Source organism: Streptomyces sp. NPDC047072, assembly GCF_040643855.1.
GTDB lineage: Bacteria > Actinomycetota > Actinomycetes > Streptomycetales > Streptomycetaceae > Streptomyces.
The window spans coordinates 24364-40696 of sequence record NZ_JBEYVC010000092.1 but is presented as its reverse complement, the minus strand read 5'-3'; the positions used below and the strand labels follow the sequence as shown (position 1 = coordinate 40696).

Sequence of the window (16333 nt, the reverse complement as noted above, 5' to 3'; positions counted from 1 at the left end):
GGCGATCAGCGCCCACAGCAGCAACACGGCGACCAGGGCGCCGAGTTGGAGCAGTCGGACCTTGGCGGGGCGGCCGAGGCCGTTGAGGCGCTGCCGGGCCGCCTCCGTGCGGGGCGTGGGGCGGACGGCGAACGCCAGGTTCAGCGACTCCCGCAGCATCCACAGGTCGTAGGCGAGCAGCCGGGCCGCGCGGTCCCGCTCCGCCAGCAGCTCCGGGTCGGTGAGCCAGAGGTCCTCCAGCCGGGCGCGCAGCCGGTACAGGGCGATGCTCTGCTGCCCGGACCGCCGCGCCGTCCACCGCGCCACGGGCCCCGGCTCCCCGCACGCGGCCACCGCCGCGTCCGCCGGCGTCTGCGCGAGAACCGCGTCGTCCAGGACGGCGAGGAGGGCACGGAGCTGATCCGGGCGGGAGGGGGGAGTGGGGCGGGCGGGGTGGCCGGGGGCGGTGAGGGCGCGGAGGGCGCGCAGGAGTCGTACGGCGAAGGTGCGGGGCCCGTGCGCGGCGCGGCGGCGCTTCACAGGAGGGAGCCGTCGTTCGAGGCGCCGCTGTTCGGCGTGGAGCCGTTCCCGGTGCGTCGGCGCATGGCTTCTCCCGGCGGAGAGGTTCTGGTCCGGCTGGTGCGTTCCAGTGTGCGCCTCGGGGTCGGTTGAGGGTCGGCGTCCTCCCCGGGGAGTAGCGGCGCGCCGCCGGGTCACCCCCGGGAGGCAGCGCGGGGGCCTCCGTGGGCACGATGTGCGGGCGCGGCGCGAGGACGAGGCTGGAGGTCGTGCCGGGGAGCCCGGCCCCGGCCCCTGCCCCGGCCCGAGGAGGGCGTCATGAACCGCCAGATCCGCGTACGCGTCACCCGCCGGCCCGCGTCCTCACGGGACACCCGGCAGCAGGAGATCGACCGCAGGACACCCTCGGGCCGGATCCTGCCGTACTGAGCGCAGTGCGTCCGCGTTCCGGGGAATGCCGGGCGGCAGCCGCGGGTAAACGCGGTCTCGTCCGGGTTTTGAACGGGGAATCATGACGGGGAAACGTTTCGGAGGGGACGGACGTATCGAAGAGGGAAACCTCAGACCGTACGGCAGCAGTGGGGAGTCGGCGTGGACAACGGCAGCGGGAGCGGACCTCGGATCGCCGCGGCGACGCGCCTCCACCACGGGGTGACACTGTCGTGAGAGCCGCAGCCGGGTACATCGGCCCCCTCGAACCCTTCGTGCACCCCGCCCTCCTCTACCGGGACGAGGAGGAGTACCTCGCCGGTGTCGTGCCCTTCGTGCGGGCCGCGCTCAAGGCCGGGGAGCCGGTGGCCGTTGCCGTGCCCGGCGAGAACCTGCGGCTCCTGCGGGAGGCGCTCGGCGACAGCGCCGCCGACGTACGGCTCCTCGACATGCGGGAGGCCGGACGCAACCCCGGCCGGATCATCCCCGGCGTGCTGCGCGCCTTCGCCGACGCGCAGGCACCCGGCATCCGGGTCCGGATCGTCGGCGAACCGATCTGGGCCGGCCGCTCGCCGACCGAGTACCCCGCCTGCCTCCAGCACGAGGCGCTGATCAACGCGGCGTTCCAGGGCCGCGACGTGACCATCCTCTGTCCGTACGACGTCCAGCGCCTCGATCCCCGGGTGGTCGCCGACGCGTACGCCACCCACCCGGTGGTCGTCGACGCCGGTTCCGGACGGGAGTGGCACAGCGACGGATACGCCCCCGAGCACGTGGTCGCCCGCTGCAACGAGCCCTTCCCGCCCGCCCCGGACGTCCCGCCGTTCACGTTCGTCGAGGAACTCCTCGGGGAGGCCCGGCACCTGGCCGTCGCCGAGGCCGCGCGCTTCGGGCTCGGGCGGGCCGGACGGGACGACCTCGCGCTGGTCACCGCCGAGCTGACCACCAACAGCGTGCTCTACGGCGGCGGTTCGGGCACCCTGCGGGTGTGGGCCGAGGACGGGCACGTGGTGTGCGAGGTCCGGGACAAGGGCCATCTCGCCGACCCGCTGGCCGGCCGCAGGCCCGCCCCGCGCGAGCGCCCCGGCGGCCGCGGTCTCCTCCTGGTCAACCTCGTCGCGGACCTGGTCCGCGTGCACACCGGCCCGGACGGTACGACGGTCCGCTGCTGGTTCGGCCTCTGACCCGGGGCCTCACAGGGGCGACTGCCAGGTGACGGTCGTACCGTCGCTCTCATCCGTACCGCTGTCCCCGCCCGTGTCGCCGTCGTCCCGCACCGTCAGCCGCACCCCCTTCCGGCCGTCCGGCAGGACCGCCGTCGCGTCGATCCCGACCTCGATACGGGAGACGCCCGGCCGGCGCGAGGCGGCGGCGAGGGCGTGGCGCAGGGCCGTCAGCAGGTGTGCGGCGACCCGGTCGGTGATCAGGTTCTCGACGGCGCCGGTGAAGCGGGTGGAGGGCCGGAGGCCGAGGACGGCCGCCGTCTCCCTGAGGACCCTGCCGCGAAAGGTCGTGGGCGCGTCGGCGGGCGGCTGCTGGAGGGTGAAGATCGCCGTACGCACCTCCTGGACGGTCGCCCGCAGTTCGTCCACCGCCCGGCCGAGGATCTCGTGCACGTCGGCGCCCGCGCACCGGCGCTCGGTCGACTCCAGCATCAGCCCGGTGGCGAAGAGCCGTTGGACGACGAGGTCGTGCAGGTCGCGGGCGATCCGGTCGCGGTCCTCGTAGACCGCGAGCCGCTCGCGCTGCTGCCGGGCGTCGGCGAGGACGAGGGCGAGCGCGGCCTGGGAGGCGAACTGCACGGCGAGCAACCGCTCGACGGGGGTGTACGGCCGCTCGCCGCGCCGCCGGGGCAGCGCGAGGGTGCCGATGAGCGTCCCGTCGGCCTGGAGCGGCAGCATCATGCTGGGCCCGAACCGGTGCCGTACCCGCGTGGTCATCCGGGGGTCGGTCGCCGAGTCGTCGACGAACACCGGCTCGCCGCCGAGGAGTTGCTCCAGGACCGCGCTGCCGGGCCGGATCGTGGTCCCGAGGATGCCGTCCGGATCGTCGTACGTCGACGCCGTCACGATCTCCATGCCGCCCTCGGGGGTGCGCTGGAGGACCACGCCCGCGGCCGCGTCGGCGAGGATGCGGGCCCGTTCGGCGACCGTCATCAGGGCGTCGGCGGCGGTCCGCCCGGTCAGCAGCGCGGTGGTGACGGCGGCCGCGCCCTCGATCCAGCGCTCGCGCTGCCGGGCCGCCTCGTAGAGCCGGGCGTTGCCGATCGCGATGCCGGCCTGGGCGGCGAGGACGTGCAGGAGCTGCTCGTCCTCGGCGGTGAAGCGGGGTTTGCCGGAGAGGTGGAGGGTGCCGAAGGGGGTGTCGTGGACGCGGATGGGGATGGTGAGCGCCGCGGGATGCACGGCGCTCCGGGACTTCGGCGCGTTCGGCGTGACGGGGGCGTTCGGGGTGCCCGGCGCGCTGAGGGTGCTCTGGTTGCGCGGGGCCTTCGGCGCGCTCGGGGCACGGAGCGCGGTGAGTCCGTCCTGCGCCGGATCCTCGGTGTCCAGCGCCGCGTACCGGGCGCCGGTCAGCTCGGCCGCGCTGTCCACGATGTGCTGGAGGGTGGCGCGCAGTTCGAGATCGGTACCGACGCCGAGGACGGCTTCGAGGAGCCGCGGGAGCGGGGCCGCGGTCACCGGGTGCCCTAGGTGGCCAGCGGGTCGAGCGACAGCGGCTCGATCTTGCCCTCCAGCATGTGCCCGAGTCCCTGCACGGCGCAGACGTCCGGCCGTTCGGCGATGTGCACCGGCATCCCGGTGGCCTGCCGCAGCATCTGGTCGAGGCCGGGGAGCAGGGCGGAGCCGCCGACCATCATGATCCCGCGGTCGGCGAGGTCGGCGACCAGGTCGGGCGGGCAGTTGCGCAGCACCCGGCCGATGCCGTCGAGGACGGCGGTCAGCGGGGTCTCGATGGCGTCCCGCACGGCGGCGGTGTCGACCTGCACGCTGCGGGCGAGCCCGGTGGCCACGTCCCGGCCGTGGATCTCGGTGGAGGCGGGGCCCTGCGGGGTGAGCCCGTTGCCGGACAGGGCGAGCTGCAGCGGCCGTACGGACTGGCTGGGCAGCATCAACTCGTGCTCGTGCCGCAGATGTTGCACGATCGCGTGGTCCACGGCCTCACCGCCGACGGGAATCCGCTCGGCGGTCACGATCGACCCGAGGGACAGCACCGCGACCTGGGTCGCCGCGGCCCCGCACACCATGATCATGGTGGCCTCGGGCCGCTCGACGGGCAGCCCGCACCCGACGGCGGCGGCGATGAGCGTGTCCACGAGCTCCACGCGCCGCGCCCCGAGCCCGACGAGCGTCTCGATGGCCGCGCGCTGGGCCAGCGGGTCGGCGTCGTGCGGGGTGCAGGCGGCGGCCCGCAGCCGGGGCTTGCGGCGCAGGGTACGGCGGATCTTGTCGCCGAGCAGGTGCCGGAGCATCCGCTGGGCCATCTCGATGTCGACGACGGTCCCGCCGGAGACGGGCCGCACGACCCGGATGTAGTCAGGCGTACGCCCCGTCATCTTCTCGGCGAACTCGCCCACCGCGATCAGCGCGCCGGTACGGGTGTTCACGGCGGCGGCCGAAGGCTGATCGACCACGAGCCCCGCCCCCTTCACATACACCCGCGTCCGCGCCGCGCCGAGGTCGACGGCGAAGTGGCAGCGGCGCAGCTGCTCCAGACTGGCGGTCATGGCAGGGTCCTCCCGAGAGCACAGACCGTGGGGGCGCGCCGGGCGGCGGGCCTTCCTTGGCATCGTGCGGGGGGTGGGGGAGGGGGCGCCTTTATTAGGGGGCCGGGCGGGGTGCGGCTGAATGGGGGTTTTTGTCGGATATGCCCGATATAAGCTCTAGATAAATGTCTGCCTACGGGTCGGGAACGGCACTCCGGACCACCCCCAACTCCACCAGATCCTGCGGCCGGATCCGGAGTTCGTCCGCGGTGGCTCCCGCTTCCTCCGGGGGTCGCTTCAGGATCGCCGTCGCCAGTTCCGGGGCGATGACGGAGAAGTAGCTGTCGGGGGTGGCGTAGGTGTTGCCCGGGGCGGCCAGGGCGAGGGCGCCGCCGGAGCCGCCCTCGCCGATGAGGAGGGTGGTGACGGGGGTGCGGGCGGTGGCGACCGTCGTGAAGAGGTCGGCGATGGCCGCGCCCGCGCCCTGGCGTTCGGCCTCCGCGTCGTTCGCGGCGCCGGGGGTGTCGACCAGGGTGAGGACCGGGATGCCGAGGCGGCCGGCCAGGCGGATCAGACGGGTGGCGGTGCGGTAGCCGGCCGGGCGGGTGGCCGTTCCGGTCTGCGCCGCGTAGGCGACCGTACGACCGTCCCGGGCACCGAAGCCGCAGAGCATCCCGGGGTCCGTGCCGCCGCAGCGGTCACCGGAGATCTGGACGCGGTGGGTGAAGTAGGCGTCCAAGTAGGCGGTGGCGCGCGGGCGTTGGGGGGACCGGGCACGGTGGACGGCGTCGCGACCGGTGGCGGGGAGGGTGCGGGGGCCGAGGGGGTGGGGGACCGGGGCGGGCTCGATGGGTGGGGCGGGAACGGGCGCTGCGGATTGCCTGGCCGGTCCTGTCGCTGCGGTGCCTGCCGCGCCTGCCGCGCCTGCCGCGCCTGCCGCGCCTGCCGCGCCTGCCGCGCCTGCCGCGCCTGCCGCGCCTGCCGCGCCTCCCGCGTCTGCCGCGTCTACTGTCCCTGCCCCGCCTGCCGCCGTCCCTGCCGTGCCCGCCGCGCTCGATGAGCCCAGGGCTGTTTCGTCCGGCCGAGCCGCCACTGTTCCTCGCGCGCCCGTCCCGTCGGTCAGCAGGCGCAGCCACCGCCCCAGCACCTCCCGCAGTTCTTCCAGTTCTACGACCGCGTCCGCCGCCCCCGCCGCCACCTGCGCCTCCGCCGTGTACGCCGTCGGGTCCGCGTCGGGTGGGCGGACCCGGGAGCCCGCGAAGCCCACTTGGGCGCCGGGCAGGGTGAGGATCACGTCGGCGCCCGCGCCCAGGGTTGCCCAGCCGCCGCCCGTGGTCGGGTCGCGGAGTACCGCGATCTGGGGGAGGCCCGCCTCCCGGGTGAGGGCCGACTGGCGGGCCACGCGCTGGAGTTGGGTGAGCGCGAGCATGCCCTCCTGCATCCGGCTGCCGCCGGTGGCGATCAACGGGACGACCGGGAGGCGGTGTTCACGGGCGTGTGTGTACGCCGCCTCCAGCCGGTCACCGGTGCGCTCGCCGAGGGAGCCGCCCAGGAAGCCGAACTCGAAGGCGATCAGGACGGCTTGGGTGCCTTCGACGTGCGCGGTGCCGCAGATGACGGACTCCGACTCGCCGGTGCGTTCGGCGGCGCGGGCGCGCGCGGCGTCGTAACCCTGCCAGGACAGTGGGCCGTCCGGCTTCGACTGCCGTTCGGGGTAGGGGAGTTCCGAGAAGTCGTCGGCGACCAGCGCGACGATCTCGCGTGCGGAGAGGCGCTCAGGCATGCAGCGCCCGCTTCATGATCTTGCCCATGTCGTTGCGGGGGAGCGCCGACAGGTGGTGCACGATCCGGGGGCGCTTGTGCGGGGCCAGCCGGCTCGCCACATGGTCCGCCAACTCCCGCAGGGTGGGCGGGGCTTCGGGGTCCGCCGGGACGATCCACGCCACGATCCGCTCGCCCAGGTCCGGGTCCGGCTCCCCGGTCACCGCTGCCTCCCGCACCCCCGGGTGCTCAAGGAGCGCGTTCTCGATCTCACCCGCCCCGATCTTGTAACCCCCGCTCTTGATCAGGTCGGTGGCCTTCCGGCCGACGATCCGGACGTACCCGTCGGACTCCCGCACCGCCATGTCCCCCGTGCGGAACCAGCCGTCGGAGGTGAAGGCCGCGGCCGTCGCATCGGGCCGGTTCAGGTACTCGGTGAACAGGTTCGGGCCGCGCACCTGGATCTCGCCCACCGTCTCGCCGTCGTACGACGTGATCGGCGACCCGTCCTCCTCCACCAGCCGCAGCTCCACGCCCGGCAGCGGCACGCCCACCGTCCCGGCCCGCGGCTCGCCGTCCGCGCGCACGGCCGTGTTCATCAGCGTCTCCGTCATGCCGTACCGCTCAAGGACCCGGCGCCCGGTCGCCGCCGTGATCCGCTCGTGGTCGTGCACGGGCAGCGCGGCGGAACCGGAGACCAGCAGCCGGGCCCGGCTCAGGGGCTTCGCCAACTCCGGGTCGTCCACGAGGGTTTCGGCGATCCGGTGGTACATCGTCGGGACGCCGAAGAGCATGGTCGCGCCGTCGTTCAGCTCGCGCGCCACGCCCTCCGTCGAGAAGCGGCCGAGGTGGCGGACGGCGCCGCCGCGGCGCAGCGGGCCCAGGATGCCCAGCACCAGGCCGTGGACATGGAAGAGGGGCAGGCCGTGGACCAGGACGTCCTCGCCGGTCCACTGCCAGGCGTCGGCCAGCGCGTCCAGCGTCGAGGTGATCGCCCGGCGGGGGATCACGGCGCCCTTGGGCGGGCCGGTGGTGCCGGAGGTGTAGACGACGAGGGCGGGGTCCTCGGCAGTGGCTGTGCTCGCCGGGAGGGGGCCCGTTGTGGCGTGCGCGTCTACCTCCGCACGCTCCAAGTCGGCCAGCGCCGAAGGGAGTTCGGCGCCGGGTGCGGTCAGTACCAGCGTCGGCGCGCTGTCGTTCAGGATGTGCCCGAGTTCCTTCTCACCGGACTTCGGGTTGAGCGGTACGGCGGCGACACCGGCCTCCAGGGCCGCCACCACGGCCACCGCCGTCTCCAGTTCCGGTGTCGCCCACACCGCCACGCGGCCGTGCCCGGCGAGTCGGGCCGCCAAGGCACCGGTCGTGGCGGCGAGTTGGGCGTAGGTGAGGGAACGGTCGCCGAAGCGCAGGGCGGGACGGTCCGCCGTAGCGCCCCTGAGGGCCGGGAAGAGAGAGGTCACGCTGCGTAGCTCCTAACCTGTTGTCGCCTGTCGTTCCTACCCGAAGCCCGGCACGACCATCACCAGCCACACCACCGCGGGCACCACCGCCACCACGATGCCTCCGTAGATCATCAACTGCCGGAAGAAACGCTCGCGGTCGACGTCCGGTGCCGCGGCCAGGACCAGCGCGCCGTTGGTCGAGAACGGGCTCACGTCCACGACCGTCGCCGAGACCGCGAGCGCCGTCACCATGCCGACCGCGCCGATCTCGCCCTGCGCGAGGAAGGGGACGGCGAGCGGGATCAGCGCGCCCATGATGCCGACGGAGGAGGCGAACGCGGAGACGATCGCGCCGATGTAGCAGAGCAGTACGGCGGCCAGCAGCGGGACTCCGATGCCGCTCACGCCCTCGCCGGCCCACTTGATCGTGCCCATCTCGTCCAGGACGCCGACGTACGTCAGCACCCCGCAGATCAGCAGCACCGTGGACCAGGCGATCTGCCCGACCGCCTTACGGCTGTCCTCCGGCCAGACCGCGCTCAGCAGCACGGCGAGGGTGATCGAGGTGAGCCCCGCGTCCAGATCGAAGACGAGCACGGCGACGACGAGGGCGACCAGGGCGGTGAGGGTGGCGATACGGGGTGGGGTGAGGAGGGGGGTGGGGGTGGGCGGCTCGGGGCGAGGGGCCACGCCGGTGCCGGTGCCGGTGCTGGTAGCGGTTGTGGTGGCGGAAGCGTGGGCCGGGTCGGCGGTGGGCACGGCGGGGCCGGGGGTGGCGGTACCGCCGGTGTTCCCGGCCGGATCCGATCCGTTCGACACGGGCCGCACTCCCCCGGACGCCTGCACGCCGTCCGCTCCCGCCGGTGCTCCGGGCGAACCCGGCGATCCGGGCGCTCCGTGAGAGTCCGGCGATCCCAGCGACCCTGGCGATCCAGGCGACGCCGGCGATTCAACCGCCCCCGGCGATCTCCCGGCCCCCTCCTCCACCGCCCCCATCGCCCACAGCTTCCGCCCCCCGAACAGTACGAAAAGCACCCCCGCGATCACCACGTTCACCGCGAGGGAGCCGAGGAAGAGGAAGAGTTCGTTGCCGGGGAGCTTCTCGCGCTCCACGATGCCGTTGACGATCGTGCCGTAGATGCTGATCGGCGAGAAGCCGCCGCCCTGGGCGCCGTGCACCACCATCGCGCCCATCAGCAGCGGACTGATGCCGTAGCGCGCGGCGAAGCTCAGCGCGATCGGCGCGACGATCGCGACCGCGGCCGGGCTGACCGCGCCGATCGCCGTGAGCGCGCCGGTGAGCGCGAACATCACCCACGGGATCAGCGCCACCCGGCCGCGCACCAGCCGGATCGCCGCGTGGACCAGCCAGTCCGTGGTGCCGTTCGCCCGCGCGATCGCGAACAGGTAGGTCACGCCGACCAGCACGACGAAGAGGTCACCGGGGAAACCGGCGAAGATGCCGTCCGCGTCGAGGTCGGCGACCAGCTCGCCCACCGCGAAGGCGGCGGCGAAGGCGAGCGCGCCCATGTTGACGGAACGGGTCGTGGCGATGACGAACACGACGACGAGGACGAGGATCGAGATGAGTTCGGGGGACATACGGGCTCCCGTCTCTGGGTCCCGGAGCGGTGGGGGATGGTGGGGGGATGGTGGGTGGGGGGAAGGTGGTGGGACGGGGGAATTGGCTGAGCCACTGGGCCACATGGCGATGGCTGGTCAGCGTGGCCGGGTGGGCCGCCCGCGTCAAGGGGTCGCGCGCAAATTGGCTCAGCCACTCGGCCAGTCGTACGGTGTTAATCTCCCCACGAACGAAGGGGGACCCCGTGACCGACGCCCTGCGCCCCATGGCCAAGCAGCGCCTGTACGAGCAGGTGCTGGACCGGCTGCGCCAGTACGTCGCCGAGGGCGGCCTCAGCGCGGGTGACCGGCTGCCGACCGAGCGGGACCTCGCACAGCGGCTCGGGGTCAGCCGGGCCTCCGTGAAGCAGGCGATCGTGGTCCTGGAGGTCCAGGGGCTGGTGGAGGCGCGGCACGGCGGGGGGACGTACCTCGTGCGGGACAGCCTCGACACCGAGCCGGTGGAGGAGATGGTCGAACGGCGCCGGCGGCTGCCGGACGTCCTGGACGCGCGCGAGGCGCTGGAGACGAAGCTCGCCGAACTGGCCGCGGAGCGGCGCACGGAGGAGGACCTCGACGCGATGCGGCGGGCCCTCGACACCATGGCCGCGGAGATCGACGGCGGCGGTCACGGCGTCGAGGGCGACCGCCTCTTCCACGCGGCGGTGACGGCGGCCGCGCACAGCGCGCTGCTCGCGGAGTTCATGCGCTCCATCGCCGACCAGATCGCCGAGAGCCGCACGGAATCGCTCCGCCAGCCCCACCGCCCGTCCCGCTCCCTCGCCCAACACCACGCGATCCTCGACGCGATCACCGCGCAGCAGCCCCGCCAGGCGGCCACGGCGATGCGCCGCCATGTCCGAACGGTGGCGAAGGTACGGCTGCTGGACTGGGAGCCGGAGGATGACCGCTAGCGGTCACCGTGCCGGTCGCAGTCGTACGCGGCGGTGCACGAGGTTGATGTCCGTGACCTCGACGGTCAGTTCGTCGCCGGTGTCCGGGGGAGGCGTCCCGTCGAGGTCGTCGCGGTGCACGAGCCCTTCGATGCCGTCGGCCACCCGCACGAACACCCCGAACGGGACGACCTGGGTGACCGGCCCGCGCAGGGTCCCGCCGAAGGCGTGCCGGGCGAACTCGGCGAAGGGGTCGGCTTCGAGGGCGGCCGTCGAGACGCGGACCTGCGGCCGGAACAGCTCGAACGCGAGGACCTGCGCCGTGACTTCCTGGCCGACCTGGACGATCTCCTCGTAGGAGTCGAAGTGGCGGCGGGAGAGTTCCGGGGCGGTGATGAAGCCCTCGCTGCCGTCGAGGTCGACGAACACGCCGAAGTTCTCGATACGGGTGACGACGCCCCGGACGACCTGCCCGATCTCGAACTCCCGCCAGGTCGACTCGGTTCCGGAGAGTCGGCACCGGGTCCCGACGAGGGTCGCGAGGTCCGGGGCCAGGGGGATCTCTATCGTGTCCAGGGCGATGTGCCGCAGCCAGAACAGGCGAGGGCGGTCCAACGAGCCCTCGTGCAGGGGTGGGTGGCCCGTGGACGGGGTGAAGTCGTCGATCACTACGCGGCCGCCCGGGGTGAGCAGGCGGGCCGGGTCCACCGCGGTGTCGTCGGGGGTCTTCGCCGTGCCGCCGCCGTCCAGGACCAGGAGGTCGTACGGGGCGTGTTCCGCGATGCGGGTCCAGTCGCCGGTGAGGATCTCCACCTCGGGGCGGTCGGCGAACAACTCGGCGGCCACGCGGGCCCGTTCGGGATCCCGTTCGACGCTCACCAGACGTACGCCCTCGCGCGCGCCCGACGCCAGCCACGCCAGGCCCACCCCGCAGCCCGTCCCCGTCTCCCCGATGACGGAAGCCGCACCGCCCGCCAACGCCTGGAGCAGACGGCCCTGTTCGGGGCGGCAGGAGTAGGGGAAGTCGTGGGCGCGGGCCGCCGCGACGGCCCGTTCGACGAGCGGGGGCAGCTGAACTTCCTTCGCGTACGCGTCCGTTCCGGAGATCGACATGTCCGTGATGGTGCCAGGGATCATCAGGCCGTCACCACGTCCGCCACCACACAGCTGACGTTGTCCGGACCGCCCGCCGCGTTCGCCCGGTCCACCAGGGTGTGGACGGCCGCGTCAGGGGAGGCGGTGGAGGCGAGGACCTCGCGGATCGCGGTGTCGGGGACGGCGATCGGGAGGCCGTCGGAGCAGAGGAGGTAGCGGTCGCCCGGTTCCACGTCGTGCAGCCTCAGGTCCGGGGCGGCGGTCGTCAACGCCTTGACGAGCAGGGTCCGTTGAGGATGGCTCAGCGCCTCCTCCGCCGTCAGCCGCCCCTCGTCGATCATCGACTGGACCAGCGTGTGGTCGTGTGTGATCCGGAACAGCGCCCCGTCGCGCAGGAGATACGCGCGGGAGTCGCCGATGTGCACGAGGGCGAGCCGGGACCCCGTCCACAGAAGCGCGGTCAGGGTCGTGCCGTTCCCGGCCGCGCCCGCTGCCACGTCCCGCACCGCCTCGGTCGCCCCCTGCACCGCCTCCGCCAGCAGGTTGAGCACCTCGCCCGCCGGCGGCTCCGCCGTGTCCAGGAACCGCAGCGCCTCGACCGCCGCACCGCTCGCGGGCCCGCCCGCCGGCCCGAACCCGTCGGCCACCGCGAGCAGCCGGGCCCCCGCGTACGCCGTGTCCTGGTTGGCGGGCCGGACCCGGCCGCGGTCCGAGTGCGCGCAGTACCGCAGCTCCAGCACGGGCGTGTCCTTCCTGGCCGGGGCCGTCAGCTCGTCGACGAGGAACGCCGCCAGATCACGTCGTACGGCCGTCTCCGCCTCGACCTGGGCCCAGTACGCGCGGATCTCCCGGGCGGCGGACGCGGGGTCGAGCGCGCAGACCGTGCGGATACGGGCCAGCGGCATGCCCAGCCGGCGCAGCCACGCCACCAGCCGGGCCCGCTCCAGCTGGTCCGGCGTGTAGTGGCGGTAACCGGTGTCCGGGTCGACCCGGGCCGGACGCAGCAGGTCCAGTTCGTCGTACAGCCGCAGCGCCTTCGGCGACAGCCGGGACGCCTTCGCGAAGGCGCCGATCGTCAGCCACTCCACCCGTACCCCTCCGTTCCTCGCCCCGAGCACGGGGCTTCCCCCAGATCGTGGGGCCTCCCCCAGGGGGAAGGTAAAGAGGTTGCGGCCGGTTCCCGGGTGGCGGTTAGCCTGCCGGACGAACCGTATGAGAAGGGAACCCGCCGTGCCCCGCATCGCCCTCGCCACCTACGACCCCCGCCCCGGGCCCAGCAAGGACCGCGACCTGCCGGTGCTGACCGAGGCGCTGCGCGCGGCCGGGGCCGGGGCGGACGCCGTGCACTGGGACGACGTACGCGTGGACTGGGGCGGCTACGACCTCGTCCTGATCCGGTCGACCTGGGACTACAGCTGGCGGACGGCCGAGTTCGTGGCGTGGGCGGAAGGGGTCGCCAAGGCGACCCGGCTGGCGAACCCCGCCGAGGTCGTGCGGTGGAACACCGACAAGCGCTACCTCGGGGAGCTGGCCGCGGCCGGCGTACCGGTCGTGCCGACCCGCTATCTCGCGCCCGGCGACCCCGCCGACCTGCCGGGCGACCACGAGTACGTCGTCAAACCCACCTCCGGCGCCGGTGCGCGCTACGCCGCCCGCTACACGCCCGAACAGCACGACATCGCCGTACGACATCTCGCGCGGATGCACGAGGAAGGGTTCACCGCGATGGTGCAGCCCTATATGCGGGGCATCGACACCGCCGGTGAGCGGGCGCTGCAGTTCTTCGGGGGCGCGCTGCTGCACGCGAGCCGGAAGCAGGCCGTGCTGGCTCCGGACACCGCCTTCGACGCGGACAAGGTCGCCCACCCGGGCCTGGTGCCGTGGACGCCGACGCCGGAGGAGGTCTCCGTCGCCGAGCGCGCCCTGGCCGCCGTACCCGATGCGCCGGGACTGCTCTACGCGCGCGTGGACCTGGTCGACGGCGACGACGGGCGGCCGTGTGTGATGGAACTGGAGCTGGTCGAGCCGAACCTCTTCCTCGACCTGCATCCCGGCTCCCTGCCGAAGGTGGTCGCGGCGGTGCTGGGGGCTGCCGCAAGCTCCCGTCACCCGTAGAGGCGGCAATTCCCCGAACCGCGCGTTCCGCCCGCACCCGGTGCCTACCCTGCGGGAGACAACGGGGCGTGCGGGACCGAGCAGAGGGCGTGACCGGTCGTGGGCGGATCAGAGTCGCGGCGGACTTCCGGCTTCCCGGCGGAGCTGACGAGCTTCGTGGGGCGACGGGACGAGTCGGCGGAGGTCAGGAGGCTGCTGTCGACGGGCAGACTGCTGACGTTGACGGGGCCCGGCGGGGTCGGCAAGACCCGGCTCGCCGGGCATGTGGCGCAGCAGGTCGCGCGGGCCTTCCCCGACGGGGTGTGGCAGGTCGCGCTCGCCGCGCAGCAGGACGAGGCGTTCGTGCCGCACGCGGTGATCGACGCGCTGGGGGTGCGAACCGAGCGCGTCCGGCCGCCCCTTGATGTGCTCGTCGACTATCTGAGAGAGCGTCAGCTGCTGATCGTCCTCGACAACTGCGAGCATCTGCCGCGGGGTTGTGCCGTCCTCGCGGGAACCGTGCTGGCCGGGACCGAGGGCGTACGGATCCTCGCCACCAGCCGGCACCGGCTCGGGCTGGTCGGGGAGCGGCTGTTCGAGGTGCCGCCGCTGTCCGCGCCCGCCGCCGGCGAGGTGGTCCGGGGCGCCGACGCGGCCGAACGCTTCCCGGCGCTACGGCTGTTCGCCGACCGGGCGGCCGCGGTCGTGCCCGGGTTCACCGTCGGCGAGGCCAACCAGCAGGCGGTGGCCCGGCTGTGCCGCCGCCTGGACGGACTGCCGCTCGCCATCGAGCTGGCGGCGGTCCGGGTGCGGGCGCTCGGTGTGGACCAGCTCGTCGAACGTCTCGACGACCGCTACCGGTTGCTCACCTGCGGCAGCCCCGTCTCCGCGCCCCGCCACCGCACCCTGCGCTCGGCGGTCGACTGGAGCCACGAACTGTGCACGCCCCAGGAGCAGTCGGTGTGGGCGTGGTTGTCGGTGTTCGTCGGGAGCTTCGACCTGGCGGCGGCGGAGGCGGTGTGTGGTGGGGGTGGTGAGGGGGGCCGCGGTGAGGGCGGCGGCCGCGGTGGCGGAGGGGGCCGGGGTGGCGGAGGGGGCCGGGGTGGACGGCGTGGGGTCGGCGGCGTGGGGAGCCGGGGCGGCGCGAGCGGATCGGGTGGACCGAGTGGATCGGCGGGATCGAGTGGCGCGGGCGGGGCGGGTGGATCGAGCGGATCGGCGGGGTTGAACGGATCGAGTGGATCGGCGGGGTCGAGTGGCGCGCGTGGATCAGGCGACTTGAGCGGCGCGCGCGGATCGGGCGATCCGGGTGGTGTGGGCGATCCCGGTGGCGGCGGTCTTGACCCCGTCGACGTTCTCGACGCCGTCGCCGGGCTCGTCGACAAGTCCGTTCTGTTGCGGGAGGAGTTCGACGGGGAGGTGCGGTACCGGCTGCTGGTCTCGCTGCGGGAGTACGGGCGGGAGAGGCTGGAGGCGCTCGGTGCGGTGGAGGTGACCGCCGCCCGGCGCCGGCACCGGGACCACTTCGCGCGGCTCGCCGGGGAGTACGAGCGTGCCTGGTTCGGGCCGGACCAGGCGGAGATCACCGACCGGCTGCGCACCGACCGCGACAACTTCCGGGCCGCGCTGGAGTTCTGCCTCACCACACCCGGCGAGGCCCAGGACGGGCTCCGGCTCGCCTCCTCGCTGTGGTTCGACTGGGTCGCCGGCGGTATGTGGGGCGAGGGCCGGCACTGGATGGACGGCGCGCTCAGGGCCGGCGCCCACCCCGACGTGGCGCTGACCCGGGCGATGTGGGGCGGCGCGCTGATGTCCCTGGTCCACACCCGCTCCGCCGCCGTCCTGGCCGGCGCCGACCCCGCCGGAGCGCGGGCCGCGGACGAGGAACTCCCGGTGCCCGCACCGCCGCCCGTCCCCGCCGGAGCCCTCGGTCCGGGTCGGGCCCGCTCGACCATGGCCAGTTTCATCGTCCTCACCCGCGTGGAACTCGCCTGCACCCTCGTCTCCCGCGGCCTCGCCCGCGAGGCGGTCCCGCTGTGCGAGGAGGCCGTGGCCCTGTGCGAGACCCACGGCGAACAGTGGGCGCGCGCCTGGGCGTTGCGCACGCTCGCGCTCGCCCACTGGTCGGTGGGGGAGTACGAGCGCGCCGCCGAACAGGCCCGGGCGTGTCTGCGGCTGCCGTACACCGGGATGCAGCACCAGAGTCTCGCCCGCACCCTCGACCTGCTCGCCGTCGCCGAGGCGATGGCGGGGCGGGCCGAGCGGGCGGCCGTGCTGCGGGGCGCGGTGGACCGGATCTGGCGGGACATCGGCGGCAACCCGATGGAGCTGGGGCGGCCGGGACGGCTGCGGACGGCGGAGCGCCGGGCCCGGAACGTGCTGGGCGACCCCGTCTACGACCAGGCACACCGCCGGGGCGGCGACCTCACCCGGGAACAGGCCGTCGCCTACGCCCTGGGCGAGACGCACACCGCCCCCGCGGGTTCCCGGACGCCCGTGCCGGCCGCCACCGAGGCCGTCCTGACCCGGCGCGAACTCCAGGTCGCCGCGCTCCTCGCCGAGGGCCGCACCAACCGCCAGATCGCCGACACCCTGGTCATCGCCCAGCGCACGGCCGAGGGCCACGTCGAACGCATCCTGGTGAAACTGGGATTCACCAACCGAAGCCAGGTGGCGGTGTGGTTCAGCGCGCGGGGCGAGGGCGAGGGCGGGGGAGGGTAGGGGGCCGGGGCGGCGCGGAGGCTTGGGGGACGGAGAGTGGGGGACGGAGACGTGGAGGCCGCCGGTGACACGGG

Annotated in this window: 12 protein-coding genes; 4 read left to right on the top strand and 8 right to left on the bottom strand. The window is 74.0% G+C overall.

The window, feature by feature from the left end; all coding sequences use genetic code 11:
• Positions 1–519: hypothetical protein (locus ABZ896_RS31670; RefSeq protein WP_360936581.1), on the bottom strand; the 519-nt coding region annotated here is incomplete at its 3' end.
• Between the two features lie 641 nt (positions 520–1160).
• Between ABZ896_RS31670 and ABZ896_RS31665 the strand changes: the two genes are divergently transcribed.
• Entirely contained in the window at positions 1161–2111 is a 951-nt protein-coding gene (locus ABZ896_RS31665; RefSeq protein ID WP_360936579.1) for an anti-sigma factor RsbA family regulatory protein, read from the top strand.
• Positions 2112–2120: 9 nt separating this feature from the next.
• Here ABZ896_RS31665 and ABZ896_RS31660 read toward each other — a convergent pair whose 3' ends face one another.
• The 5 genes from ABZ896_RS31660 to ABZ896_RS31640 all read right to left on the bottom strand — a co-directional run bounded on the left by ABZ896_RS31660 (position 2121) and on the right by ABZ896_RS31640 (position 9438).
• Positions 2121–3608: a GAF domain-containing protein gene (locus ABZ896_RS31660; protein WP_360936577.1), complete on the bottom strand. Its 1488-nt coding sequence runs from the start codon at positions 3606–3608 to the stop codon at positions 2121–2123.
• An 8-nt stretch (positions 3609–3616) separates the two neighbouring features.
• Positions 3617–4654 carry a rod shape-determining protein gene (locus ABZ896_RS31655; RefSeq protein ID WP_360936576.1) on the bottom strand — a complete coding sequence of 346 codons (1038 nt, stop codon included), beginning with the start codon at positions 4652–4654 and terminating at the stop codon, positions 3617–3619.
• Positions 4655–4826: 172 nt separating this feature from the next.
• The gene (locus tag ABZ896_RS31650) at positions 4827–6416 is read right to left on the bottom strand and encodes a carboxyl transferase domain-containing protein (RefSeq protein ID WP_360936575.1); all 1590 of its coding nucleotides are present in this window, start codon (positions 6414–6416) and stop codon (positions 4827–4829) included.
• Positions 6409–7854 carry an acyl-CoA synthetase gene (locus tag ABZ896_RS31645; RefSeq protein ID WP_360936573.1) on the bottom strand — a complete coding sequence of 482 codons (1446 nt, stop codon included), beginning with the start codon at positions 7852–7854 and terminating at the stop codon, positions 6409–6411. The genes ABZ896_RS31650 and ABZ896_RS31645 overlap by 8 nt, the downstream gene beginning before the upstream one ends.
• Before the next feature lie 36 nt (positions 7855–7890).
• Positions 7891–9438: an SLC13 family permease gene (locus ABZ896_RS31640; protein ID WP_360936571.1), complete on the bottom strand. Its 1548-nt coding sequence runs from the start codon at positions 9436–9438 to the stop codon at positions 7891–7893.
• 224 nt (positions 9439–9662) lie between these two features.
• Here ABZ896_RS31640 and ABZ896_RS31635 point away from each other — a divergent pair, with 224 nt between their 5' ends.
• On the top strand, positions 9663–10370 hold the full coding sequence (locus tag ABZ896_RS31635) for a FadR/GntR family transcriptional regulator (protein ID WP_360936569.1): 708 nt from the start codon (positions 9663–9665) through the stop codon (positions 10368–10370).
• Between the two features lie 3 nt (positions 10371–10373).
• Here ABZ896_RS31635 and ABZ896_RS31630 read toward each other — a convergent pair whose 3' ends face one another.
• Positions 10374–11462 (bottom strand): S1 RNA-binding domain-containing protein, encoded by a 1089-nt coding sequence (locus ABZ896_RS31630; RefSeq protein ID WP_360936567.1) that lies wholly within the window; start codon positions 11460–11462, stop codon positions 10374–10376.
• Positions 11463–11485: 23 nt separating this feature from the next.
• Positions 11486–12532, bottom strand: coding sequence for a MerR family transcriptional regulator (locus tag ABZ896_RS31625; protein ID WP_360936565.1), 1047 nt, complete (start codon positions 12530–12532; stop codon positions 11486–11488).
• Between the two features lie 142 nt (positions 12533–12674).
• Between ABZ896_RS31625 and ABZ896_RS31620 the strand changes: the two genes are divergently transcribed.
• Together ABZ896_RS31620 and ABZ896_RS31615 are read left to right on the top strand one after the other, a co-directional pair.
• A complete protein-coding gene (locus tag ABZ896_RS31620; protein ID WP_360936563.1) occupies positions 12675–13559 on the top strand; it encodes a hypothetical protein in 885 nt (294 codons plus the stop codon).
• Positions 13560–13658: 99 nt separating this feature from the next.
• Positions 13659–16259: a LuxR C-terminal-related transcriptional regulator gene (locus tag ABZ896_RS31615; protein ID WP_360936561.1), complete on the top strand. Its 2601-nt coding sequence runs from the start codon at positions 13659–13661 to the stop codon at positions 16257–16259.
• The last annotated feature ends 74 nt before the right edge of the window (positions 16260–16333 follow it).